Origin of the sequence: Leptolyngbya sp. NK1-12 (assembly GCF_032598965.1) — a bacterium.
In the GTDB taxonomy this organism is placed as follows: Bacteria; Cyanobacteriota; Cyanobacteriia; order Elainellales; family Elainellaceae; genus Elainella.
The window spans coordinates 96906-120857 of the sequence record NZ_CP053587.1 but is presented as its reverse complement, the minus strand read 5'-3'; the positions used below and the strand labels follow the sequence as shown (position 1 = coordinate 120857).

General features: G+C 51.2%; 21 protein-coding genes. 14 read left to right on the top strand and 7 right to left on the bottom strand.

The features are described from left to right. Nucleotides 1–13: 13 nt before the first annotated feature. Entirely contained in the window at nucleotides 14–3502 is a 3489-nt protein-coding gene (locus HJG54_RS29025; RefSeq protein WP_316436555.1) for a response regulator, read from the bottom strand. 517 nt (nucleotides 3503–4019) lie between these two features. On the opposite strand from HJG54_RS29025, the gene HJG54_RS29020 reads away from it, so the two are divergent. The 8 genes from HJG54_RS29020 to HJG54_RS28985 all read left to right on the top strand — a co-directional run bounded on the left by HJG54_RS29020 (nucleotide 4020) and on the right by HJG54_RS28985 (nucleotide 11936). Further along, entirely contained in the window at nucleotides 4020–5234 is a 1215-nt protein-coding gene (locus HJG54_RS29020) for a LuxR C-terminal-related transcriptional regulator (protein ID WP_316436554.1), read from the top strand. A gap of 315 nt (nucleotides 5235–5549) precedes the next feature. After that, on the top strand, nucleotides 5550–6032 hold the full coding sequence (locus HJG54_RS29015) for an MSMEG_0572/Sll0783 family nitrogen starvation response protein (RefSeq protein WP_036009971.1): 483 nt from the start codon (nucleotides 5550–5552) through the stop codon (nucleotides 6030–6032). A 390-nt stretch (nucleotides 6033–6422) separates the two neighbouring features. Then, nucleotides 6423–7433, top strand: a complete 1011-nt coding sequence (locus HJG54_RS29010; protein WP_316436551.1) for a Nit6803 family nitrilase — start codon at nucleotides 6423–6425, stop codon at nucleotides 7431–7433. A 37-nt stretch (nucleotides 7434–7470) separates the two neighbouring features. Further along, nucleotides 7471–8679 carry an MSMEG_0568 family radical SAM protein gene (locus HJG54_RS29005; RefSeq protein ID WP_316436550.1) on the top strand — a complete coding sequence of 403 codons (1209 nt, stop codon included), beginning with the start codon at nucleotides 7471–7473 and terminating at the stop codon, nucleotides 8677–8679. 280 nt (nucleotides 8680–8959) lie between these two features. Further along, nucleotides 8960–9535 (top strand): MSMEG_0567/Sll0786 family nitrogen starvation N-acetyltransferase, encoded by a 576-nt coding sequence (locus HJG54_RS29000; RefSeq protein ID WP_316436549.1) that lies wholly within the window; start codon nucleotides 8960–8962, stop codon nucleotides 9533–9535. A 13-nt stretch (nucleotides 9536–9548) separates the two neighbouring features. Next, nucleotides 9549–10517, top strand: coding sequence for a sll0787 family AIR synthase-like protein (locus HJG54_RS28995; protein ID WP_316436547.1), 969 nt, complete (start codon nucleotides 9549–9551; stop codon nucleotides 10515–10517). Next, complete coding sequence (locus HJG54_RS28990) at nucleotides 10514–11656, top strand: MSMEG_0565 family glycosyltransferase (protein WP_316436545.1); 1143 nt, start codon at nucleotides 10514–10516, stop codon at nucleotides 11654–11656. The genes HJG54_RS28995 and HJG54_RS28990 overlap by 4 nt, the downstream gene beginning before the upstream one ends. Next, the gene (locus tag HJG54_RS28985) at nucleotides 11649–11936 is read left to right on the top strand and encodes an MSMEG_0570 family nitrogen starvation response protein (protein ID WP_316436543.1); all 288 of its coding nucleotides are present in this window, start codon (nucleotides 11649–11651) and stop codon (nucleotides 11934–11936) included. The genes HJG54_RS28990 and HJG54_RS28985 overlap by 8 nt, the downstream gene beginning before the upstream one ends. A 36-nt stretch (nucleotides 11937–11972) precedes the next feature. On the opposite strand, the gene HJG54_RS28980 is transcribed toward HJG54_RS28985, so the two are convergent. After that, nucleotides 11973–12464 carry a hypothetical protein gene (locus HJG54_RS28980; RefSeq protein WP_316436542.1) on the bottom strand — a complete coding sequence of 164 codons (492 nt, stop codon included), beginning with the start codon at nucleotides 12462–12464 and terminating at the stop codon, nucleotides 11973–11975. A 56-nt stretch (nucleotides 12465–12520) separates the two neighbouring features. Between HJG54_RS28980 and HJG54_RS28975 the strand changes: the two genes are divergently transcribed. Continuing rightward, complete coding sequence (locus tag HJG54_RS28975) at nucleotides 12521–13120, top strand: TetR/AcrR family transcriptional regulator (RefSeq protein WP_316436541.1); 600 nt, start codon at nucleotides 12521–12523, stop codon at nucleotides 13118–13120. 43 nt (nucleotides 13121–13163) lie between these two features. Here the strand turns inward: HJG54_RS28975 and HJG54_RS28970 are convergent, their stop codons facing one another. The 4 genes from HJG54_RS28970 to HJG54_RS28955 all read right to left on the bottom strand — a co-directional run bounded on the left by HJG54_RS28970 (nucleotide 13164) and on the right by HJG54_RS28955 (nucleotide 17453). Further along, a complete protein-coding gene (locus HJG54_RS28970) occupies nucleotides 13164–14390 on the bottom strand; it encodes an FAD-dependent oxidoreductase (RefSeq protein WP_420717439.1) in 1227 nt (408 codons plus the stop codon). Between the two features lie 32 nt (nucleotides 14391–14422). Next, nucleotides 14423–15592: a zinc-dependent alcohol dehydrogenase gene (locus tag HJG54_RS28965; RefSeq protein WP_316436537.1), complete on the bottom strand. Its 1170-nt coding sequence runs from the start codon at nucleotides 15590–15592 to the stop codon at nucleotides 14423–14425. Nucleotides 15593–15656: 64 nt separating this feature from the next. After that, on the bottom strand, nucleotides 15657–16352 hold the full coding sequence (locus HJG54_RS28960) for an SRPBCC family protein (protein WP_316436536.1): 696 nt from the start codon (nucleotides 16350–16352) through the stop codon (nucleotides 15657–15659). 69 nt (nucleotides 16353–16421) lie between these two features. Next, nucleotides 16422–17453 (bottom strand): SDR family oxidoreductase, encoded by a 1032-nt coding sequence (locus tag HJG54_RS28955; protein ID WP_316436534.1) that lies wholly within the window; start codon nucleotides 17451–17453, stop codon nucleotides 16422–16424. Nucleotides 17454–18382: 929 nt separating this feature from the next. Between HJG54_RS28955 and HJG54_RS28950 the strand changes: the two genes are divergently transcribed. The 4 genes from HJG54_RS28950 (at nucleotide 18383) to HJG54_RS28935 (ending at nucleotide 21644) form a co-directional block, all read left to right on the top strand. Further along, complete coding sequence (locus tag HJG54_RS28950) at nucleotides 18383–18622, top strand: hypothetical protein (RefSeq protein ID WP_316436533.1); 240 nt, start codon at nucleotides 18383–18385, stop codon at nucleotides 18620–18622. A gap of 103 nt (nucleotides 18623–18725) precedes the next feature. Continuing rightward, nucleotides 18726–19067 (top strand): cupin domain-containing protein, encoded by a 342-nt coding sequence (locus HJG54_RS28945; protein ID WP_316436531.1) that lies wholly within the window; start codon nucleotides 18726–18728, stop codon nucleotides 19065–19067. Nucleotides 19068–19207: 140 nt separating this feature from the next. Next, nucleotides 19208–20305, top strand: coding sequence for a hypothetical protein (locus HJG54_RS28940; RefSeq protein ID WP_316436530.1), 1098 nt, complete (start codon nucleotides 19208–19210; stop codon nucleotides 20303–20305). 451 nt (nucleotides 20306–20756) lie between these two features. Next, nucleotides 20757–21644 carry a pirin family protein gene (locus tag HJG54_RS28935; protein WP_316436529.1) on the top strand — a complete coding sequence of 296 codons (888 nt, stop codon included), beginning with the start codon at nucleotides 20757–20759 and terminating at the stop codon, nucleotides 21642–21644. 176 nt (nucleotides 21645–21820) lie between these two features. Here the strand turns inward: HJG54_RS28935 and HJG54_RS28930 are convergent, their stop codons facing one another. After that, complete coding sequence (locus HJG54_RS28930) at nucleotides 21821–23239, bottom strand: 2-polyprenyl-6-methoxyphenol hydroxylase-like oxidoreductase (RefSeq protein WP_316436527.1); 1419 nt, start codon at nucleotides 23237–23239, stop codon at nucleotides 21821–21823. A gap of 355 nt (nucleotides 23240–23594) precedes the next feature. Between HJG54_RS28930 and HJG54_RS28925 the strand changes: the two genes are divergently transcribed. Then, complete coding sequence (locus tag HJG54_RS28925; protein WP_316436526.1) at nucleotides 23595–23771, top strand: hypothetical protein; 177 nt, start codon at nucleotides 23595–23597, stop codon at nucleotides 23769–23771. The last annotated feature ends 181 nt before the right edge of the window (nucleotides 23772–23952 follow it).

The window sequence follows — 23952 nt, the reverse complement described above, 5'->3', positions numbered from 1 at the left end:
GTCGTTGAGGCTTTCACTGCTGCACGTCTGCTGTGGGTAAGGTGAAGTAAAATGTGCTTCCTTCTCCCAGACGGCTCTCGACCCAAATCCGGCCTCCATGCTGCTGGACGATGTTGCGGCAGATGGCCAAGCCCAGCCCGGTACCATCGTGATTGCGTGAATCAGAAGCATCCACCTGCTGAAACCGTTCAAAAATAGTTTCCAGTTTATCCACTGGGATACCACGCCCTTGGTCTTGGACCGTGAAGAGGATGTAGGGAGTGGGGGAAGGTGGGGGAGATGAGGGAGATGAGGGAGATGAGGGAGATGAGGGAGATGAGGGAGATGAGGGAGGTGGGGGAGATGAGGGAGATGAGGGAGATGAGGGAGATGAGGGAGATGAGGGAGATGAGGGAGATGAGGGAGATGAGGGAGGTGTTTGTGTAAGGTGTTGGGAAGACTTCAACAGCGTTTGCATAGGATACTCACACTGGCAAAATCCGGTTTTCCCATCTTCCCCATCTTCCCCATCTTCCCCATCTTCCCTATCTTCCCCACCTTCCCCACCTCCTCGTCCCTCCGCCCTCAACCAGACTGTGCCACCTCGCGGTGAAAATTTAATGGCGTTGCTCAATAGGTTGGTCAGGGTTTGAATGACTCGATCGCCATCGGCCCAGACGGTTGCCTCTAGTGGCGTGACCGATAACGTGACTCCAAATTTCTCGGCCATAGCCTGCATCACATTGGTGGCGTTGGTCATCAGTTCAGCTACATTGCAGGTTTGTTTCACCATCGTGATTTTGCCCGATTCAATTCGTTCCACATCCAGGACATCGTTGATTAGGCGAATCAGGCGTTCGGTGCTATCGACGGCAATTTCGAGCAGGCGTTTTCCGGTTTCGGGTTCGGCATCTAGTAGGCCGCTAGCCAGCATTCCTAAGGAGCCGTGAATTGAGGTTAGAGGGGTGCGCAGTTCATGGCTAACGATGGAAATAAATTCATCCTTCATGCGTTCAACGACTTTGCGATCGCTCGTATCTCGCAAAATCACCGTGAAGATCGTTTCTCCTTGTAATTGCAGTTTAGAAATTGATGCCTCTGCTGGGAACTCTTCGCCATTCTTGCGGCGGCCCAAAATCTCACGGCGTTCGCCCATCCGGCGTGCTCCACCATCAGATGCGCCAAACTCTTCAACATGGCGGCGATGTAGATCGGTGAAACGAACTGGCAACAACAGATCGAGGGGTTGGCCAATCGCTTCGTCTGCAGTGTAGCCAAAGATTTTTTCTGCACCTTGATTGAACAATGTAATAGTTTGCTGACTATCAACCGAAATTACCGCATCATCGGCAATATCGAGGATTCCGGCAAAGCGAGCTTGAGAAATTCGCAGAGCTGCTTCGATCTGCTGGCGTTCCTTCAGTTCAGAGCGCAACCGTTCGTTGACGCTGACCAACTCAGCCGTTCGTTCGGCTACTCGCATCTCCAACTCATCTTTGACTTTGCGCAGGGCAGTGACCGATCGTTGATCCGACAGATTAGCTCGTTGGCACTCGGCTACATCCTGCTGATGCAGCGTCACTAGATTTTTTAGGAGTTTGCTTCGCTCTAGGCGATTGAGGATGCGGCTTACCAGTTCTGGCCCCACAATCGGTTTGCTGATAAAGTCATCGGCACCGGCAGCAAACACCTGATTGATTGTATCGGCATCGGTGTAGGCCGTTAATACCACGATTGGCAATCCACTCCAGCGCAGGTCGTTTCGCACCACCTGACATAACTCAATACCACTGATACTCGGCATTTTGATATCGAGAACCAACAGGTCTGGTGTGGCTGCTTCCAGGGTTTGCCAGAACTGATCAGGTTTACCTAGCGTCGTGATGTGCAGTCCCCAGGGTTGTAGCAACGTCCTGACTGCTGCCAAAAGCTGCGGGTCATCATCCACGACCAGGATGGTGGCATCGACTGGGTCGGTCTGATGCAGTAGGCGCGTCACCTCTTTTAGTACCTGTGCTGGAAGCAGTGGTTTTTGCAGAAAGCTGCGTCCTCCTAGTCGCGCTACTTCTAAACGATGGGATAGATCGGCTTGAGCAGTCCACACCAGCACGGGGACAGCAGGCCATTGCTGCTGGAGTTTACTCAACAAATTAAAACTATCGGTAATGCGTTTGGAAGCCGCCAGGTCGAGCAAGATGGCCTGGGGTGGCTGTTGCTGCATCAGGCGTTTAGCCATTGTCAGATTGGTGGCTAGTGCGGTCCGCAGTCCCCAATTTGGCGCTTCTGCCAGGATTGGCTCAGCGGCTGAGCGGTCAGAATCGATGATCAGCAGTAAGGGCTGGTTGAGTGAAACGGGGGGCGATATGGGTTGAATTGCGGCAGATTGAATCGAGGCAGCTTCACGAGCAGCAGCACTCTGATTCGTTCCGGCAATTTCCTGCCGCAAGGCTACGATTTGCTGTTGCAGTTGGGGAATTTGGTCAGCTCTGAGTTGTTCAATCTCTCGCAACTGTTGCTCAATCATGCGGGCTAGTTGGGACGCTTGAGCATAGCCAAAAGTGCCAAGCGAACCAGCCAGGGAGTGGGCCTCGTGTTCCGCCTGCTGCCGTAATTCCGGATTCAAGGTTTGATTCTGTAAGGCTGTCACTGCCTGTTCCAATACATCTACCTGTTCGTTCACGCGCGGTTGGTATTTCTGCCACACTATGGCGATCGCGGCTTGAGTTTGCTGCCCGATTTGTTCTGCACTCGTGAGGGGCTGCTGGTCAGACGAATCAGTCAGATGGGATGTAGGCTGTTGGGAATGCTGCTTGGGTTTGGAATTGGCTGCATTGACTGCGTTTGCTTCGGTTAGCGGCTTGAGGCGATAGCCAATCCCATAAACCGTCTCGATCAAATCTGCTGGAGCACCGACCGCCTTCAGCTTTTGCCGCAATCCTTTGATATGGGTTCTCACCGCCTCATCGCTGGGAATTTCGGTAAACGACCAGAGGTTTTCCAGAATCGCTCCACAGCTAAATACGCGCCGACTGTGGCGCAAGAACAATTCCAGTAAGGCGTATTCCTTCGCCGTTAGAGGCACCGGCTGTGTCCCATAGATGACTTCACAGCTTTCCGGATTCAGGCGTAGTTCCCCCCACTCCAACACGGCCTGAACTGCTGTCTGGTTGCGCCGCAGTAAAGCTCGAATCCGGGCCGTTAACTCTTCCGGATCAAAGGGTTTGACCACATAGTCATCGGCCCCTGCATCTAGCCCAATCGCTTTATCGTGACTGCTGCTGCGGGCCGTTAACAGCAGGATTGGCATCTGATAACCGTGGGAGCGCAACTGTTGGCAGAGGCTGATGCCATCGAGCTTAGGAAGTGATACATCCAGTAAGATCAGGTCATAGGTAAAGGCTTCTGCCAAGTTCCACCCGGCTTCTCCATCGGTGGCTACTTCAACGGTATAGTTCTGGTTACTCAGGGTGGCAACCAACGCTTCGGTGGTCAACTTATCATCTTCGATGATCAGAATTTTCATGGCTGTCTGTTCACGGAAGGGTTAATCGTAGTATCACCTGACAGCCCAGTCTATCGAGACATCATCAGCATAGAAATTTATTCTAGCTTCCTGTTAATGGGCCAAGCAATTTGTCATGTTTTGCAATCAATTTTGAAGTGTTGTTAATTTGATTGCAGTTTAGTTGCGGTTCAGCTGCAAATAAATCCTCTGATCTTCGCTCAGCAACGGTTAGCTAATAAGCCCGTACTCTGTCTATGTAGCTGTGCCTACCCTGTGGGAGGCTGCGCAGGAGTCGCCGTAGCATTGCTGAATCGGCAAATGATCTCCTGATGAGGAATGTGAGCGAACTGCTCCCACTGGATCGTTGCCTAATAGTGTGATCATCTTGCTCGTGGTTTTGTATCACCATTCAGCAACGCCGAGCTGTCAAGCAGTCATTACCTGCCCATCGCCTTATCTAACTTATCCATCTAACTTATCCAGTGATGGCGGATACAGATATGAAAGCAGGCAGCCTATTCTGTATAAAGGTAGCATGTCTGGTAATAGCAACTGGCAACAGCACTTAGTAACAGCAATGGCATTCAACGGTTCTGCATCTTCCAACTCGCTGCGCTTGCTGATGGATCTCCAACAGGTGAGTCAAATGGCTCAAGCCTTCAGTGGCTGTTTGGACCCAACCGTGATCGCGAAACAAGTCACCGATCAAATTATCAGCGTCTTTGACTGTGCCTTTGCCCGCATCTGGTTAGTAGAAGCCGATCAAACCGCTCTGCGTTTGGTTGCATCGTCGGGACTGTATACCCACACGGATGGCTCATTCTCTAGAGTGGCGATGGGAGCCTATAAGGTGGGTAAAATTGCCCAAAATCGGATTCCATTTCTGAGCAATCATTTAGCAGAAGAACCGTGGGTAAAAGATCGAGAATGGGCCATTGCTGAGCAGATTACGGGCTTTGCCGGATATCCGCTGGCTGTAGGCGATCGTGTTGTAGGAGTATTGGCTGTTTTTAGTCATCGACCGTTATCGCCAGAATTCCTAGAAGTATTGCAATATCTGTGTGCGACTGTTACAGTTGCCCTCGATAGTGCATTGGCACATCAGCGAGAACAGCAGTCTCCAATCCATTCATCCGTTGTTGTTCTACCTTTATCAGAACAAATAGCAACTCTTTTATCCCAATCTCGATTCTGTCTGGTGGGAACCGAGCGTTTACTGCCTATGTCGCTGAATGTGCTGCTGCTGCGAACTGGTGAAATGCTCAGCCAGTTACAGTGCAGTCATTGCCGTTTGATGTATGAGTCAACTCAGGTTTTACTCGATGCAATGGTCATCCCAGATATTGGTTCAAACGCCAGCTTGCCGGTTAAACAGCTTGCATCTAGAAACTTACAGGACTGGATCGCAGCCATTTTCGATGAATTGCGGTTAGCTAGCGCCTGTGTGGGAGGCACACTGCAAACGCTGAGTGGAGCCGCCAATCAAGCAATGCTGCAAGTGCTGCTGACATTGCCGTATCCAGATTCCCGCTCCCAAACTTCGCCCTTGTCAGACCGCGAGCAGGAAATGTTGCTGCTGCTGGCTGCCGGGTTTCGCGATCGCGACATTGCCGATCAGCTCCACATTAGCGAACGCACGGTCAAATTTCATATCAATAACGCAATTGCCAAACTTCAGGTCCAGACTCGCTGTCAGGCTCTTTATCAGGCCGTGATCCGAGGCTGGCTGGATCGAGGGTTACCTGTCTAAATGAACAGGGGATGTTGCCAAAACTGCATTATTAGTTACTATTTGTGAATACTGATTCTGTCAATAAAGCCAGATTCTAGCGATCTGTAGCGATGGCTACAAGAAGTTGATCGGCTTGTTTTTTATGCTGCACATACAATGCTCAGCGTCGATGCTTAGCCTCGATCCGATTCCGTGAATCTCATTTCTCAGCCAGCAGTAAAGTTTCTGTTAACTCCTGTTAATTGCGTTTAGACTCTGGTAGGTTTATTGTCTAGGTTGAGCTGAACTCACCTCCAAACTGATTGGAATAACTCTTGGAATGAGGAAAATTTTATGCCTGAAGTAACAGCTCCTGTGCATCAACCGGGTGACTTTTTTGTCGATTACGAGGAGAAGGTATTTCCCGACATCAAGGCGGAACCAGGCGAAAAAGCATTGGTGACGTTCCATACGGTTGCTTTTGAAGGATCGATTGGTTTAGTAAATTTACTGCAAGCCACTCGCCTCCTGCGCAAAGGATTTGACACCTCGGTTTTGCTCTATGGTCCAGGAGTCACCTTGGGTGTGCAGCGTGGTTTCCCCAAACTAGGTGATGCCGCTTTCCCTGGTCATCAAAATTTTAATGACCAGCTAAGTAAGTTCATGTCGGAAGGTGGAAAAGTCTATGCCTGCCGATTTGCACTCCAAGCTCTCTACGGCCACGGTGAACCTTCGCTGATTCCAGGCATTCGCCCGATCAATCCTCTGGATGTGCTGGATCTGATTCTGATGCACCGTAAGGATGGCGCGTTTATTTTGGATACCTGGACGCTGTAGAGTGTGCGTTGGAGATGCGGGCGATGCGGGCGATGCGGGCGATGCGGCTCGTGAGCCTCGCCGAACGGGGGGAGGATAGACGTGGGGTAGGTTTTGCCGAGAGGCTAACGACAAGCAGTTCACTAATTAGCTAAACCAGTGTTGCTGAATGAGGAATGATGGTTTAGAGCTAATTTATAAAGTGAATCTAAAGCTCCGAAACTGTTGGTATGGCTTGATCCCCCCTAGCCCCCCTTCACAAGGGGGGAACTCGACTCCGATGCTCAAGTCCCCCTTAGCAAGGGGGATTTAGGGGGATCAAAACAGTTGTTTACAAATTAGCTCTTAAAGTTTCGCTTCCTCCCGTTCCCCTTTTCTAAGATGGCAAATTTGACCAAACAGGACAAACCCATGACTGAACCAACGATCGTGCGGGCTGCGGCTGTTCAGATCAGTCCGGTGCTGTTTAGTCGGGATGGAACCACCGAGAAGGTGTTGCAGGCCATTGCGGATGCGGCCCAGGCGGGTGCGCAGTTGGTTGTGTTTCCAGAGACGTTGATTCCCTATTACCCCTATTTCTCGTTTGTACAGCCGCCTGTACTGATGGGAAAGGAACACATGCGTTTATACGAAGAAGCTGTAGAAGTTCCCAGTGCTGTTACGGATGCGGTGAGTCGAGCTGCGCGGTCCTACGGATTGGTAGTAGTCCTAGGCGTGAATGAACGAGATCATGGCTCGCTGTATAATACGCAACTTGTTTTTGATGCGGACGGTACTCTGCTGTTGAAGCGACGCAAAATCACGCCGACCTATCATGAGCGGATGGTGTGGGGACAGGGGGATGGAGCCGGATTGAAGGTGCTGGATACGGCGGTTGGTAAATTGGGAGCCTTGGCCTGTTGGGAGCATTACAATCCCCTAGCTCGGTATGCTCTAATGGCTCAACATGAGCAGATTCATTGCGCCCAGTTTCCCGGTTCGATGGTAGGGCAGATTTTTACCGAGCAGATTGAGGTGACGATTCGGCATCACGCCCTGGAGGCCGGTTGTTTTGTCGTTAACGCCACAAGCTGGCTCTCGCCCGATCAGGTCGAACAAATCACGCCGGATCCGAAATTGCGATCGGTGTTGAATGGTGGCTGCTACACGACGATTGTGAGTCCAGAGGGAGTGTTGCTGGCTACACCAATTACTGAAGGCGAAGGCATGGCAATTGCCGACCTCGATTTTTCCTTAATTACCAAACGCAAACGGATGATGGACTGTGTTGGCCACTATGCCCGTCCCGATCTGCTGCAGCTAAAGTCCAATATGGCCCCTTGGTCCGTACTGAGTGAAGTGTCTGAGCAAGCGATGGAGAATGGATCAGCGCAGATGGTCAGGATCTCCTCTGAGTTGCCGCTAGAACCACAAAATCTATAGCTCAACCCAATTCACTCAACTCACTTGTGAACACACTATGAATACGCAACGGTTAATCGCAGAGCTGCAATCTCATGGATTGAAAATTATCAATGCCGAAGCTGGGGCCTCTGGACGCAAAGGAGGAGCTGGACCATCGGATCACAAGGCAGTGACGATTGCTGGAACGACCGTAATGGTGCCGATCTACACCGATGCCGCTGCTAGTTCGCCCTACAGCGCTACGATCAATGCCCAGACGAATCAGGCAGTTCTGCACTGGGAATCGGATCCGATAGCGTCGATTAGCTTTCCGCAGCAGCCCAAGTTTTACAGCCTCAAAACAGCAGACGGAATTCCTTATTGGAAAATTGCCCTACTGCACAGTCGCGATGTGTTGGCGACCACAGTGCTTCAAACCTGTATGCGCTACAGCGATGCGGCTACAGCCTGTCAGTTTTGCGCGATTGGTCAATCTCTAGCTGCAGAACGGACGATTGCCCGGAAAACACCGCTTCAGTTGGCCGAGGTGGCCGAGGCAGCCGTGCGGTTGGATGGCGTCACGCATATGGTGATGACCACCGGCACCCCCAACACTGGCGACCGGGGCGCGGCCTATCTGGCTGATTGCGCTGCTGCGATCAAACAGCGGGTGAACTTACCGATTCAGGCCCAGTGCGAACCCCCAGAAGATTTCTTTTGGTTTGAACGCATGAAGGATGCGGGCGTTGATAGTTTGGGGATGCATCTAGAAGCAGTCGATCCCGATGTGCGGGCCGCGATCATGCCCGGTAAGGCGACGGTGCCGCTGACGGTATACTTTCAAGCCTTTGAAGCCGCCGTTAAGGTATTCGGCTGGGGACAGGTCAGCACCTATCTGCTGGCGGGCTTGGGCGATGATCAGGCGACGCTGGTAGCAACGGCAGAACGCTTGATTCAGATGGGTGTGTATCCGTTTGTGGTGCCGTTTGTGCCGATTACCGGAACTCCCCTGCAACACTATGCGCCTCCCTCGAGTCAGTTTATGTATGACCTGTATCAGCAGATTGGTGCCCTACTCAACCGAGCCGGAATGGCTTCCGCTGACATCAAGGCGGGCTGTGCTAAGTGTGGAGCGTGTTCGGCGTTGCCGGTGTTTGAGGCAGATCGGGGAGATGAGGGAGATGGGGGAGATGCGGCTCGTGAGCCTCGCCGAACGAGGGGAGATTGGGAAGGTGGGGAAGAGCTGGTGGCTCGGTTGAGTAGGAGTGACTGTAAGGTTGGATGAATGTTGCATTACCAATTCAAAAATTCAATTCAAGCAGCCATAACGTGTGGGACGTTAGGGATTTAGGGGGAGCGAAAGGCTGAAGCAGCAGCACCAAAGTCTTTGAAAACGCTCTAGGATCTGCCCAACACCCAAAATGACCAATCCAGCAAGAACATCATTCACATCCTTACTCATTCCCCACCCCCATCTCCCCTCGTTCGGCGAGGCTCACGAGCCGCATCTCCCCACCCCTCACTCCCCACCCCCTACCCCCCACTCCCCACCCCTCTCTATCCCCATGTCAAGCAGCCAATACGACTTCAAACTAGCAACCACACCAGAAGAACTAACCGCCTACTTCGAGCTGCGGCGGTTAATTTTTGTTCAGGAGCAGCAATTGTTTAGTCAGCATGATGTCGATGAGTTTGATGCAGTTGCCTATCCGATTGTGGCAGTTCTGAGTAATGTTCGAGATCATAATGAAAGCAATACTCGGAATCATCCCCAAAAGCATACGCAAAGCACTCAGGTCGTCGGTGTAGTGCGCATCTATGAAGTGGAACCGGGCGTTTGGTATGGAGGCCGGTTGGGAACCCATCCCGATCACCGTCGCGGCTGGCAAATTGGGAAGGGGTTGATTTACAAAGCGGTAACAACGGCCAATACCTGGGGCTGCCAGCAGTTTTTAGCAACCGTGCAACAGCAAAATGTGCGATTTTTCCAGCGGCTGCACTGGCAATCTTTGAAAGAATTATCAATTCGCGGTTGTCCTCACCACTTGATGCAAGCTGACCTCGTCTACTATCCGCCGGTCGCAGCCGAAACCCAGCGGGAGCACTTCCCCCCCGGAGCTTCGCTCAAATTTGCCATCTAGTTCATTCCCTACTGTGTTACACCAACTTGTCGAGCACCTGCGCCACTCTGCTGGCATTTTGCATAAACAGGACATTCAGCTTGTCGCCCAGGGTTGGGCTGATGCGCCGGTGATGCTCGGTGATGATTGTGCGGCTATTCCCGATGGAGAAGGCTATTTATTGCTGGCGGCAGAAGGCATTTTGCCTCAGTTGGTGGCGTCCGAACCCTGGTTTGCCGGCTGGTGTGCGGTGATGGTGAATATCAGCGACATTGCCGCAATGGGCGGACGAGCGATTGCGGTGGTGGATACGCTCTGGAGTCAATCTACAGATACAGCGAATTTACTATGGCAAGGAATGCAGGCGGCAGCTCAGGCTTATGCAGTGCCGATTGTTGGCGGACATACGAATCAGCATAGTCCCTATGATGCGCTGTCGGTGGCGATTATGGGACGAGCGACTCGCCTAATTTCTAGCTTTAATGCCCAGCCGGGAGATATGCTGCTGCTGGCGGTGGATTTTAATGGTAAAGCCCATCCCCGCTATCCGTTTTGGAATGCAGCTACTGAAGCCGACCCGATCCAGTTGCGGCGCAATTTGGCGATTTTGCCGGCTTTAGCAGAAGCGGGACTGTGTGATGCTGGCAAGGATATCAGCATGGGTGGCATTGTGGGCACCTTATTGATGCTGTTGGAAACCTCGTGCTGTGGTGCCGTGCTGCGGGTGGATCAGATTCCCTGTCCGGCGGGGGTGCCGTTAGAGCGCTGGTTGATTGCCTTTCCTAGCTATGGGTTTTTGCTCAGCGTGCGTCCTGATCGAGTCACGGCAGTTCAAGCTCAGTTCCGGCAGCAGCAGCTTGTCTGTGAGGCGATTGGTTCGGTGACTGCGACTCGTCAGCTCTGGCTTCAGCAGCAAACCGCCGGGACGACCGAATCGGTGCTATTTTGGGACTTGGCCCAAATGCCGCTGATGGGCTTAACCCCACCGGAGGCCGATCTATGAGACTACGCATCGCTTTGTTTACCTATTCCACCAAGCCGCGTGGCAGTGTGATCCACACCCTAGAATTGGCTGAGGCGCTGCATCAGCTTGGCCAGGAGGTCTGTGTCTATGCCCTCGACAAGGATGGCAACGGCTTTGATTATCCGCTTCACTGCCGCTATCTGCCGATTCCAGTCAAACCAGCAGGGACGGATTTTGATCAGCTAATTCAGCAGCGAATTCAGGAATTCGTTGATTTCTTGGATGACCACCTCGCCGCTCAGCCCTACGACTGCTACCATGCTCAAGACTGCCTCAGCGCCAATGCACTGGCCATTTTACGTCAGCGTCGCTGTATCCCGCACTTTATCCGCACCATACACCATATTGATGACTTCAACAGTCCTTATTTGCAGCAATGTCAGGATCGATCGATTCGAGAACCGGATTTATGCCTATGTGTCAGTCAATATTGGCAGCAGCAGTTATGTAAACGTTATGATGTACATGCGCTACGAGTTCTAAATGGTGTTAATCTTCAGCGCTTTTCTCCGCATCCAGACGGTACGGAAACGGCTCTTAGGGGACGGCTTGACCTGACTGGGTATCCCATTTATCTGACGGTAGGCGGCATTGAACCGCGCAAGAATTCGATCCGGCTGCTGCAAGCCTTTGCTCAGGTGCTTAGCGTTTATCCAGAGGCGCAACTCGTGATTGCCGGTGGCGCGACGTTGTTTGACTATCAGCCCTATCGCGATCAGTTCTTTGCTGAGGTAGAGCGCTTAGGGGTATCCGTTGGTTCTTCTTTGATCCTGCCGGGAGTAATTCCAGATGCGGATTTGCCAACGCTGTACCGGAGCGCGAATGGATTTGTGTTTCCGTCGCTGAAGGAAGGTTGGGGCTTGGTGGTGCTGGAGGCGATCGCGTCTGGGCTGCCGGTTGTTATGCCAAATCAGGCTCCGTTTACCGAATTTCTGCTGCCAGATCAGGCGGTTTGGGTTGATCCCTTGTCGGTGGATGCGATTGCTGAGGCGATGCTGGCAGTGCTAAAACCGGATGCTATTCCTAATCCACCCGTTCAAATCTGCGCCTCGTTTTCGTGGCAAACTTCTGCCAAAATGCATTTAGACCATTATTCTAAACTCCTGAGCCATGCCTGAGATACGCTTTCGGATTCGCTGGTGTGATGGCACCGAAGATACCTGCTATTCACCGTCCCTGGTTGTCAAACAATACTTCACACCCAATCAAACCTACAATCTTGATGATTTCGTTGACCGCTCTCGCACCGCCCTACAGATTGCCAGCGACCGGGTGAAGGCGAAGTATGGCTATCCCTGTGGTCTGGCCTTGGGCCAACTTGAGGAGATCGAAGCCAAAGCGCAGCAGTATCGCCATTTGCCCGATCCGCAGGTGGAATTTCTCCAGTTTATTGAGTGATATGTCTTCTATTGGCTGTCCGTTCTACTGACCCAATCACTTGATAAACTGCAACAAATCAAACTCCTGACGGATATTCAGCAATGAACGATCTAGCAGCGGTTCAAATTCTAGAAACGGCAGTCGTTTTTTACGGTTGCGCGTTCTGAACCAGATCAAAATTAGCTCTGGGATGACTAGAGGAAGGGTTTTACAAATCTCGCTGTAGAGCCAAAAGGCTCCCTTTTCTCGAATCAGATCGTCGTACATTACATCGACAGCAGGTGTGTTTCGCATCTGCCGGAATTGTTGGAATGTACATTCACTAGTCCACCAGAATAGTGGCAGAATTTTTAGTTCGTCGTACATGCTGGTGTCGCAGCCATAGATCACATGACCTACATCATGAGCCAGCAAGATCTTGCCGAACTCAGGTGGCTGGGTGCTTGGAGGCGTGACATGCGGATTGAACGCATAATATTCCTCTAGACCTTCTTGCAGCGTCTGAGTGCTATTTTTATCAAGGTAGTGAGGACGAGGCTTGCCCATAATTTTAGCTTCCCATAGTTTCGATACGATACAGTACCGTAATTATAATATCATTTATGCAGAAACACTCTAAAAATTCATCGGGCAAAAGATCGGTGGGCCGTCCTCGGAGTGCCCAAGCTCATCAAGCCATGCTGAAAGCGACCTTAGAACTTTTGGCAGAAGTTGGCTTTGAGGCGATCAGCATCGATGCAATTGCAGCGCGGGCCGGAGTGGGTAAAACTACGATCTACCGTCGCTATGCCAGTAAAGAGGAATTGGTGGCAGATGCGATTGAGAGCATTCGAACAGAAATTGCTATTCCCGATACAGGCAATCTGCAACGTGATATTGATGCTTTGATTGAAAGCGCTGCCCAGATCACTCTTAGTCCACTAGGGCGGCAAACTGTCGCCATGATTATTAGTAGCGCATCTAGTAATCCTGCCTTTGCGCAAATCTATTGGACTAAATACCTGCAACCGCGCCGCAAAGCCTTTGCCATTGTGCTAGAACGAGCCAAAATCAGAAATGAAGTCGAGGCCGATTTAGACCCGGATTTAGTGTTTGACCTGATGAGTGGAATTATGCTCTATGCCCTGATTTTTCCAACTGTTTCGGAATCTTGGACTGCCTATGTGCGGCGTGCGCTCAATCTTGTTTTGCAGCGTTTATAGGTTTACAGCATGTTGATCAAGTTGATCATACAAAAATAATTTTCTAGACGACTAACGCAATGGGTTGCAACCCAAACCGCAAATGCTTTTGCCGCGCCAACCAGCGTCTTTCGATTACAGGTCGAACCAAGGGCGAGAGTTGGGTCAACAGTCCTCGCAAGATCGATGATTGACAAAGGCGAGTGGCGAGCTGCTGTTCGCTAGACTGGAGGTTCTGACAACGAACAATTTCCGGCTGACGTTCGGCTTGAATTCTTTGCATCGCTTGGTCGAACTGCTCTGGAGATGCACTGGTTTGCAGCAGTGGAATTAGATGATTCGCCGTCACAATCACATCCCGCAGCGCTAGGTTGATCCCTTGAGCGCGAATCGGAGCCATTGGATGAGCTGCATCGCCGATCAGCAGCACACCGGGCTGAAACCACTGCGGACAGCGACCAAACACCACTTTTAGCGGGATAGGTGCTTCTAGCGCTTCAGCATAAGTCCGAATATGGTCTGCTATCCAGTCGGGCGCAATTTCAGCTAAGCGAGTCGGCCAGTCGATGGGTTTGCTGTCGAGTGACTGGCCTCGCGGGACCAAGTAGGCAAACTTGAGGCTGTCATCCCAGGAGGTATAGGCTCCCAGGCTTTCGGAACCGCAAATGAAGCCATAGAATACAGAACGCTGGCTCTCATCCGGCAGAGGCACCGGCAGCCGCAGCCACAGCACATCTGCATCGTAGTCGAGTTTTTGCAGCGGCAGGTTAGCCAAGCGTCGCACCGTAGAACCCCGCCCATCGGCCCCAATCACCAGCGTAGCCTCCAGCTCAATTTCCTGGTCGGCCTGCCGCACCACAACGCCCTGCACGCGGTCCGCCTTCTGTGTCAATGCCTGCACTGTGCCGTGCACAAACCGAAAGGACGGAAACGCTTGCGCTCGTTCCACTACCGCAGATAGAAAAGCGGGTTGGGGAATGATCGTGGGACGGTAGCGGCCCAGATCGGCGGGTTCGTTCACATGCAGCACCGTTCGGTCATCGACAACAAATTCCCAGGCGTGAAGTTGGCGGCAGGGAATTTGGTCCAGCAGATCGAATAAACCCATTTGCTCTAGGGCATACAGACCGCCAGGCATCAACCCTTCGCCGCGAAAGACACGCTCAAAGTTGGCCGCCGCCTCAACCAACGTCACCTCAATCCCGCGCTGCGCCAGCAGATAGGCCAAGGTGGTGCCTGCCGGACCCGCTCCTACAATCACCACTGAGGCCATAGGCTGCTCCTGTTTGATTCGTTTGCACGATCAACTATAGCAATCCTATCCTAGGGCTTCAGTACCACCTTGATGCAGTTCTCCTTTTTGTGCTTGAAAATGTCGTAACCGTGGGGAGCTTCGGCTAGTGGCAAATGGTGAGTAATGATCAGCGACGGATCAATTTCACCGTTTTGAATCCGTTCCAGCAGCGGTCTCAAATACTTTTGCACGTGGGTTTGACCCATCTTAAACGTCAGCCCCTTGTTAAAGGCCGCTCCCATTGGGATCTTATCCAGAAAGCCGCCATAGACGCCAGCCAAGGACACGACGCCTCCCTTGCGGCAAGCTACAATCGCCTGACGAAACACATTAGGACGATCGGTTTCCAGCCGTACTGCCTGTTTCACCTTATCGTAAAATCCTTCTAATCCCATGCCGTGGGCTTCCAGGCCAACTGCATCAATACAGGCATCCGGACCACGTCCGCCGGTCATTTCCTTCAGCGCTTCTCCGGTGTCAACTTCTTCATAGTTGATAATTTCTGCTCCACCGTACTCCTGTGCCATCTTCAAGCGTTCTGGAATTCGGTCAATGGCAATCACCCGTTCGGCACCGAGTAAAACTGCGCTCTTGATTGCAAACAACCCGACCGGACCACAGCCCCAAACTGCTACGATGTCACCGGGCTTGATGTTGCAGTTTTCTGCTGCCATGTAGCCCGTGGGAAGAATATCGCTGAGGAATAGCACCTGATCATCTGTTAAACCGTCTGGGATTTTGATTGGCCCGACATCAGCAAAGGGTACCCGCGCATACTCGGCCTGTCCGCCTGCATAGCCGCCGAACAAATGGGAATAGCCGAACAGAGCTGCCGGAGAATGACCGTAAAGTTTCTCAGCCATCCAGGCATTGGGATTAGAATTGTCGCAGAGTGACCACAGATCGGATTTGCAGAAGAAACACTGACCGCAGGAAATCGGAAACGGCACGACAACCCGGTCGCCTACCTTCAGCCGCTTCACGTCGCGGCCCACTTCCACGACCTCACCCATGAACTCATGTCCGACAATATCGCCGGGCTTCATCGTGGGAATAAAGCCATCATAGATGTGAATATCTGAGCCACAAATGGCGGTAGATGTAATTTTGACAATTGCATCGCGAGAATTGAGCAACTTTGGATCGGGAACGGTTTCGACCCGCATATCCATCGCGCCATGCCAGCATACTGCTTTCATTAATGATTCTCCTTCGGTATTAAATTTTTGTAGAAACTGAACTTTTAGCAATTGAAAATTAGTACTACCCCATTGGCTGCCCATCCGTCGTGGCAATTTCACCGGCCTCCATCAGCATTTTGAATCGATGTAGATCATCGCCAATTTGCTGTTCTGGTTCTTCGCCAAACAGTTTTGCTAGCGTAGCGCCAACAATTCCAGCCGGCGGTTTGTATTCCATCACGACCTTGACTTCTGTGCCACGCCCCTGCGGACCGGGTTGGAATCGCACAAACCCGGAGTTATCCACATCGGCTCCTTCTACCGAAGTCCAGGCAATCAAACGGTTTTCTTGTTCGGTGATAATTTCGGCATCCCACTCCACCGAGTTCCCCATTGGCGCATTTGCAATCCAGTGGGAGCGGGTGTGGTTGATCACCGTTACCGATTTCAGGTGCCTCATAAACGTAGGCAAGTTTTCAAAATTGCGCCAGAAGCGGTACAGCTCTTCGGGGGTTTTGTTAGCAATCGTAACGGTCCTCTCGACCCGAACGCTCTGATCTAGTCCGGCGGTTTCCGCCACTTTTTCGGCTAACCCCTGCTGCCCTTTCGCGCCATGATACACCAGACCACCGCCCGCTAGCGCCATCAATGCGCCCCTCAGCGAACGTTGCCGCAGCCCCAGCAGCACCATTGCGCCTCCGGTAATCAGCGAACTCCAACGTTCTGCATCACCGGGCGATTGGGGTTGCTCTGGGTTTGAATGAACGGTTTCTTCCATGATTCTGCTCCTGATCTATTGATCTAATAATTTTGATTTAATAATTTGAACGCCTGTGGATTCGGCATCCTAGGCAGTGTCGTTATCTTTGAACGCTTGGGTTGTCAACAGCAGCAATGCGCCTAGACCTGCCGCTACGCCCCATTTAGCAGTGGGATGCCAATCAAACCAATCGAGGAAGCTGGGAATGGCTAGATTGCTGTAGTCGCCTTCTGCCCGGTTGTAGCTTGGGTCTTCAATGGAACTGTACAGGTTGTTGGGATCGGTTTCTTGTTTGGGAGTTTGAGTGTGTTGCCCTTCAATTGCGATAGTTTGCAATACCCAATCGACCAGGTGGGGCGAAATTTTTTGCATCACATCCAGTACGCGGCCTACATCTCCGACAATAATGTCGCGGGTAGGATGCTCGGCTACATGCAGAATTGCTCTGGCAACTAAATCGGGTTGATAGTAAGGGGGAACGCCAGTCGGTTTTACTCCTAGCTTGGTTAAGCCCTTATTGTAGAATGGCGTGTTGATAGTAGCGGGCATCACGTTAGTAACGCTAACTGGAATATTGTCATGCTGTAGCTCTACCCGTAGCGAATCCAGGAAACCTTCGATGCCGTGTTTTGATGCCGAGTAGGGGCTTTGTAACGGCAGCGATCGCCTCGCTTCAACCGAGGACACCATGATCAGTGCTCCCTGACCTGCTTGCCGCAAATAGGGCAAGGCCACCATTGCCCCATAAACCTGTCCCATCAAGTTCACCTCAATCACCCGGCGAAACTCTTCTGGTGACAACTGCTCAAACTTAGCAAATACCGACGTTGCCGCTAAATGCACCCAGCTGTCTAGGCGGCCATAGTGGTTGACCGTTTTGTCGGCAACTGCTTTTACCTGCTCATAGTCAGCCACATCAGCAGGAATCGCGATTGCTTCGCCGCCAAGCTGTTTGATTTCATCGACTAGAGAATTTAAACCCGATTCGCTGCGAGCCGATACAACTACTTTTGCGCCCTGCTTGGCAAATTCTAGAGCCGTGACTCGACCAATGCCGCTAGAAGCGCCAATTAGGGCCACAACCTGCTGAGAGATTGGCTTTAACTGAATGTTAGTCATTAGATAAGTACAAAGTGAGGAACTGAAGGCGGCTCTTGCTTTAACATTGACTCGGTGCTTTCAGCTTATGCTTTCAGCCTTGGGAATCATGCAATCGCAACACCGCGGAATCGCTATGTACTTGTCTATGTAAATCTTTATTTCGCTTCAGGGGGTCAATCAAAAGGGTGAAATGCTAATTCCTCGATCCCACCCCTAATATGCCTTTGGAAATGACTTAGGTTAAGTATTTATGTTATTTAGGCGACGTTACTTAGAGGTTGTTTGTAAACCAAGATTGAGATCCCCCTAAGTCCCCCTTAAAAAGGGGGACTTCAGAGATTTGACTCGGTTCCCTCCTTAATAAGGAGGGTTAGGGAGGATCACTCCTTAATAAGGAGGGTTAGGGAGGATCAGATGTGAAGTCGATTCTAGCCTCTTAAAATTCATTTACAAATAGTCTCTTACTAACCCGAGCGCTTTATAGGCAACCCCCACACCGCTCGGCTGAGTTTTCTGGCCCCATGGGAGCAGTGCGCTCGCGTCGAAGCCCCTCACCCCTCACCCCCACACCATTTACCTGCGATTGGCTAGCTGCGATTGACTAGCTGCAATTGACTAGCTGCAACAGTGCGTCTGCGTAATCTGTATCACGCCTGCAACAGCACTTTGGTTGCTTTCTATTTCCCCTTCGAGAACGTTGAATCTCTTACTCCTAGCGATAGAGGGGCGAAAAGCATTTGCTTTTTAAAATAAACGTAAGGTTTGCTCCTGTCATGATTCGCTGGCTGATTTGCCATGTAATGGTTGATATGTCATGAATGAGCAGCGAGTAAGACACAGGAGTATGCTCGGGAGTATGGTCGAATTGGATCGATGCTAGTAAATCAGCAAACAAAGCGTTTCAGTGAATTTGTCCACTAATAAAAAACTAAAAACAATCAATAATTATGACAGACGCCGCTAATACAGCTCACCCTAGTGCAGCCCATTCTAACCAAGCTGAAAACTCCGAACCGTTGAATCAACGAGTGAATCAGCAAGCAAAAGATCCTAATACTCTGGAACAGCAGGAATTTCAGCCGGAATCGGGTGCTGTGGATCAGCAAGCACTCCAGGCCAGAAGACGCACGGGTGAGGGAGCCGAACGAGTTAGTCAAGCTGACGATACCGCAACTGAAGAAGCTTAGCTCTAAGCCAGATTGAGTAGAGATTGGGCAGGGTAAACAGCAGAATGTATAAAAGCGCGCCCATAGAAGCGAACATGTAGAAGCGAATGCATAGGAGAGAATAATGGCAGATACTACCGTGATCAAAATTGATTCCCATGCCTCACCCAAAGGTGAAATGGGGCAGATTTATTTAGCTTCCGGTATTCATGTTTCGATGCGGCTTTGGCGCGACGAACAACCCAGCGAACCCAAGCCGGAAACTCAGCGGGACTACGAAACTGTTGGCTATGTAATTCAAGGCCGCGCTGAACTCCACATTTCTGGTCAAATGGTGCTGCTGGAACCGGGTAGTTCCTGGGTGGTCCCCAAAGGGGCTAGCCATACCTACAGAATTCTAGAACCGTTCACAGCTGTTGAAGCGACTAGCCCTCCAGCAGAAGTGCATGGGCGGGATGAAGCGTGAGCACGTTGAGCGCTGGTATCAGGGGCAGGGTTCAGGAGTCAGAAAGTTAGGTTAGAACAGGTTTTGCTATGAGTTTATTGTCGCTTGACGAATTTAAAGCACTGGTTGAGCACTCTCACAGTTGTTGCGTTTCTCTCTACATGCCGACTGTGCAAGCTGGTGCTGAAGTTCAACAAAATCCGATTCGGTTTAAGAACTTGATTAAGCAGGCCGAGGCTTTACTAGAAGAACAGAAGCAGTTGCGCCCTACTGAGGTGCTAGAGCGATTGCAGCCCGTCCTGGAGTTGGACAGGGATGAGTTTTGGCAGCATCAAAGCCAGGGATTAGCGATTTTTCTGGCAGATGGGTTTCTGCGCTACTATCGCCTGCCGCTGGCGTTTGACGAATTGGTGGTTGTTAGCGATCGTTTTCACCTCAAACCTCTCCTGCCCCTGTTGACGGGCGATGGCAAATTCTTCCTCCTGGCTCTGAGTCAAAAGCAGGTGCGATTGTTTGAAGGCAGCCGCTACAGCATGCAAGAAATTGAACTAGAAGAGATACCCACGAGTGTAGAGGCGGCGCTACTCTACGATGAAACGGCAAAGGAAGGGCAATTCCGCATTAGTACATCGAAGGGCGGCACTAGCAATCCATTTCCACAAGCAGGCAGTTTTCATGGGCAGGGTAGCCCCGATCAGGATGAACCTCAGTCGGACATTCTGCAATTCTTCCATGTATTAGACCGAGGGCTGCAAAAATATTTGCATAACGAGCAGGCTCCCCTGGTTTTGGCTGGGGTTGAATATCTTCTGCCGCTTTATCAGCAGGCCAATACCTATCCGCATTTGATAGACCTGATCTTGCCGGTTGAGAATATTGGCGTTCTCAAACCTGAGGATATCCATGAGCAGGCTTGGTCAGTGGTGGAACCCTACTACACCGAGGCGCAAAAAGCGGCGGTTGAGCGCTATCATGAGCTGGCGGGAACCGGAAAGGCCTCTACGGACTGGCAAGAAACGATTGCTGGTGCTTACTACGGGCGGATTGATCAGCTGTTTGTAGCGTTGGGTATGCAGCAATGGGGTAGTTTCGATCCAGAGGCGAACGAACTGCACCTCCATTCAGAAGCGGAACCGGGTGACGAAGATCTGCTGAATGCTGCGGCTGTACAAACGCTGCTGAACGGGGGGACTGTGTACGCGGTAGAACCAGAAGCAATTCCTGATCAAGCCCCGATTGCGGCAGTTTTTCGCTACTAGGTTGCTTCTAAGTCACTTCCCCTGGAAACAGGGGATGCCAGGATGTTGGGCATGGAAAGCTTGGGAAAGCCGTTTCGTTGCTTCGCCAAGGATTGTCAATGGATAGAGAATTGCGGATAGCTTCTCTTCGTTACTTTCCAATCTAGAGCATTTTCTCATGACATCAAAGGACGGTAAGATTCTTTCTCTAATTCAGCAACGTCATATGGTCCCTTTATCGCATTAACAAGAATCCAGATTTGTACGCGAGCATAATCGCCTGCATACTGACTTGTGGTCAGAGAAATGAGCAGTTGTTAAACTCAGTAGTCATTTGGTTTAGCCTCGTTTGATTAGATTTCGTTGAAGAAATCGCTCAAGGCAGGATACCATGACTGCTGTTTGTATCGAGCGAGGTTGCGAAGGTTGCACTTTACAGTACAATCAACACAGCTACTCCGCCATCACTCCTATGCCTATCCTCCAGCTGATCGAACCCGAAATTAAGGACCTGGGTGGGTTCGTTGCTCGCCGCAGTTTGCCCTATCCGAATCGCCAAATGGTGGGTCCGTTCATCTTTTTTGATCAGTTGGGACCATCGCGGCTGCCGGCTGGTCAGGGAATCGATGTCCGCCCGCATCCTCACATTAATTTGGCAACGGTAACTTACCTGTTTGAGGGAGCGTTGATGCATCGGGATAGTTTGGGTACGGTGCAGGAAATTCAACCCGGTGCGGTAAACTGGATGACAGCGGGCAGCGGCATTGTTCATTCTGAGCGCTCACCCGAGGCAGATCGCCACAATGAAGCCACGATTCACGGCATCCAAACCTGGGTGGCTCTGCCGGCTGAGCATGAAGAAACCGCTCCCTGGTTTACGCACTATCCGGCGGAGACGATGCCTAGCTGGGACGAAAATGGCGTAACGGTTAAACTAATTGCTGGGCGAATGTCAGGCTACACATCGCCAGTAAAGGTATTTTCACCGATTATTTATCTAGATATTATGCTATCTGCCAACGCTCAATTTACGCTCCCTGCTGACTATTCAGAACGAGCCGTGTATGGCGTCACGACAGGATTGAGCATCGATGGTGAACTGCTGGAGCCATATCAGCTTGCCATTCTTGAACCCGGTGAAGTGGTGCTTGCATCGTCCTCTTCGGCTCGCTGCGTGGTGATTGGCGGTGAACCCTTAGGGCCTCGCTATAAATGGTGGAATTTTGTCTCTAGCCGCCCTGAACGGATTGCCCAAGCTAAAGCGGACTGGCGCAATTGTCGCTTTGCTGCTGTTCCAGATGAAACCGAATTCATTCCCCTGCCGGAAACGGTCACTGAAGCCAATCCTTATTTCCCTTAAGTTCGCACCAATGATTCGGGTCAACCGCACTGCCGGATGCGAGTCTGTCCAGAATTTTGTGTCATATCAAATCCGGTTGATCAGCCAGAGTTCGCGTAGAGGTATTTCGCCGAAACGCCCGTACAACGCGGCATTTAAATTGAGGGCGTTTAGTCGGATTTGATATCAATATGCTGCTACATAGTAGAGATGGTGGATTCTTGTCGGAGCGCTGACTGCTGCCGCCGCTTGCGCAAATCATGCCATAGGACTTGAGCCAAGATCGACGGGTGAAATAACGCTATCGAGGGTTTGAGCAGGTGCAATACTTCCAGAAAGGTGTGATGAACCCCGACTCGATCGACGACTAATTCCAGCAGCTGATCCCAGTACCAGTTCGCAAACCGTGTGACTGTATCGGTTGGTTTACTAGAGACGCTGTGGTATCGGTAGTCCATATTAGTTGCCGCTGACCAAGCTTCTCGATGGGCGGTTGCTAGCCGCTTTTGCAGGACATGGGTCTGCTGATGGAGGCTATCGATTGAATGGCGCTGGAAAAATTGATCGACGATATTGGCTTCCAAGGCTGCTACCGTCATGGCTTGACCGTAGGTGGGATTGAGCAAACATGCGGCATGACCGACTACGATCAGGCGGGCGGGTGAATCGGAGAGCTGATCGTAATGACGCCGACGGTTTTCGTTGCCGCAGTAGGTATAGATTGGCGTTAGCGGCGTGGCGTTCTGAATTGCATCGGCCAGAATCGGTGAGGGCAAACTGCGGGCAAAGGCAACAAACCCCGCTTCGTCAGTAGGTGGATAATCGTGATCGCCGCCGACTAAACTGACAATCCAGCGCATCTGGTTGGGCGTAGAGCGGTCTCCTTCAATCGGGAAGATGGCTCCGCCGCGATGCTGCTGGGGCGGTGCACTGGGTATAAACACCATTTTCCAATCAACAGATAGGTTGGGGGGCGGCTGATAGATGCGGGCTGTATACCCCACAAAGGCATTGACCTCAGTTTCAGGGGGAGCTGCATAACCCAATTTCTGCAGCCACTGAGGAGTCCGGGAGGCTTTACCGCTAGCATCGACAATTAAATCAGCGTATAGATTCTCGTGTAATTCGGTGTTGGTGTCTTGGTGACGATGTAGGGATACTCCGGTGATTTTGGTGTGCTCCGGATCGGTTAATAAGCCTGTGACGCTAGCGCTAGTCAGGAAGTGAATCTTGTCAGAGGCGGCTAAGCGACGGCGAATGTGCCAATCCAGCAGGTCGCGGCTACAGGCCAGCAGCATCAGGTCTGAGTCAGACCGCACCGTCCATCCGGCGGGGGTGAGAAAGGCGATTTCTTTCATGCTATCTAGTTCAATCGCCCCCTGAGCCAGCAGTTCTGCTTTGAGGCCGGGAAACCACTGCTCTAAGATGCGTTGGCCGCGCAGCATTAGCGTGTGGGGAAAGCGAGAGTGGGGCACGCCTCGGCGCGGCATCGGCTGATCGGGGTAGGTATCTCGTTCGATCACGGTGACGCGATCAAAATGGTTGGCCAAAACTCGACTCATAAGCAGCCCGGCCAGACTGCCACCAATTACTAATGCATGAGTTTTGTGTTGCATCGTGCCGTCCTCTGAAGCGCTCATTACCAAGCCCAATTCGGTTGCCTCATACTATCTGATTCTAATTGGGTTGGCTGTAAAGTAACATGACCCCTTAGGGTACTTGTAGGACTGACTCAAGTTGTAAGGACCACCTGTAAAGCCTACCTGTAAAGCTCATTTGGAAGGCTCACAAGTTCCTCAAATTATTTTCTTAGCGTAAAGGTGTAGAAGGAAATGGGTTTGATAAATCTGTCGCAGGGGAGGAAATAGGTTTGTTGATTTGTTGGCCACAGTTGAGGATATCGGTTCGTCGGTTCGTGAATGAAGGTTAGGGGATTGAATGTTTACCAAGCAGATTTAAGGAGAAATTGTTATGTCTATTAAAAGCCAGTTGCAGAAGCTGCTTACCACGCTTGAAACTGTTCCTCAGCAAGTGATTCGCTATATTTCAAGCGCAGTTGCTCGTGTGTTTAGCCCAAACGATGATGACTATCCAAAAACTGGAGTCCAGCCATTTAAAGGCGATCCATCTGATAAAAAGTCGTTCTGATCTGAGGCGCTATACGCGACAAACATTAGACAACAGCGCTAGCGTCGTTTCATCGGCCAATGCGGAGGAAAAGATAGTGAGGAAGGGTAGGTCATGGTTGTGTTTAACTGATGTTAGCCTGAGCCTCCCTTCTCCCTTCTCCTTTATTCGGTTTCTAGAGAATTTGTGTTCTACTGAGTTT

Coding starts and splice junctions, on each gene's coding strand:
- HJG54_RS29025 (WP_316436555.1), bottom strand. CDS start 3,502: ATGAAAATTCTGATCATCGAAGATGATAAGTTGACCACCGAAGCGTTG.
- HJG54_RS29020 (WP_316436554.1), top strand. CDS start 4,020: ATGTCTGGTAATAGCAACTGGCAACAGCACTTAGTAACAGCAATGGCA.
- HJG54_RS29015 (WP_036009971.1), top strand. CDS start 5,550: ATGCCTGAAGTAACAGCTCCTGTGCATCAACCGGGTGACTTTTTTGTC.
- HJG54_RS29010 (WP_316436551.1), top strand. CDS start 6,423: ATGACTGAACCAACGATCGTGCGGGCTGCGGCTGTTCAGATCAGTCCG.
- HJG54_RS29005 (WP_316436550.1), top strand. CDS start 7,471: ATGAATACGCAACGGTTAATCGCAGAGCTGCAATCTCATGGATTGAAA.
- HJG54_RS29000 (WP_316436549.1), top strand. CDS start 8,960: ATGTCAAGCAGCCAATACGACTTCAAACTAGCAACCACACCAGAAGAA.
- HJG54_RS28990 (WP_316436545.1), top strand. CDS start 10,514: ATGAGACTACGCATCGCTTTGTTTACCTATTCCACCAAGCCGCGTGGC.
- HJG54_RS28985 (WP_316436543.1), top strand. CDS start 11,649: ATGCCTGAGATACGCTTTCGGATTCGCTGGTGTGATGGCACCGAAGAT.
- HJG54_RS28980 (WP_316436542.1), bottom strand. CDS start 12,464: ATGGGCAAGCCTCGTCCTCACTACCTTGATAAAAATAGCACTCAGACG.
- HJG54_RS28975 (WP_316436541.1), top strand. CDS start 12,521: ATGCAGAAACACTCTAAAAATTCATCGGGCAAAAGATCGGTGGGCCGT.
- HJG54_RS28965 (WP_316436537.1), bottom strand. CDS start 15,592: ATGAAAGCAGTATGCTGGCATGGCGCGATGGATATGCGGGTCGAAACC.
- HJG54_RS28960 (WP_316436536.1), bottom strand. CDS start 16,352: ATGGAAGAAACCGTTCATTCAAACCCAGAGCAACCCCAATCGCCCGGT.
- HJG54_RS28955 (WP_316436534.1), bottom strand. CDS start 17,453: ATGACTAACATTCAGTTAAAGCCAATCTCTCAGCAGGTTGTGGCCCTA.
- HJG54_RS28950 (WP_316436533.1), top strand. CDS start 18,383: ATGACAGACGCCGCTAATACAGCTCACCCTAGTGCAGCCCATTCTAAC.
- HJG54_RS28945 (WP_316436531.1), top strand. CDS start 18,726: ATGGCAGATACTACCGTGATCAAAATTGATTCCCATGCCTCACCCAAA.
- HJG54_RS28940 (WP_316436530.1), top strand. CDS start 19,208: ATGCCGACTGTGCAAGCTGGTGCTGAAGTTCAACAAAATCCGATTCGG.
- HJG54_RS28935 (WP_316436529.1), top strand. CDS start 20,757: ATGCCTATCCTCCAGCTGATCGAACCCGAAATTAAGGACCTGGGTGGG.
- HJG54_RS28930 (WP_316436527.1), bottom strand. CDS start 23,239: ATGCAACACAAAACTCATGCATTAGTAATTGGTGGCAGTCTGGCCGGG.
- HJG54_RS28925 (WP_316436526.1), top strand. CDS start 23,595: ATGTCTATTAAAAGCCAGTTGCAGAAGCTGCTTACCACGCTTGAAACT.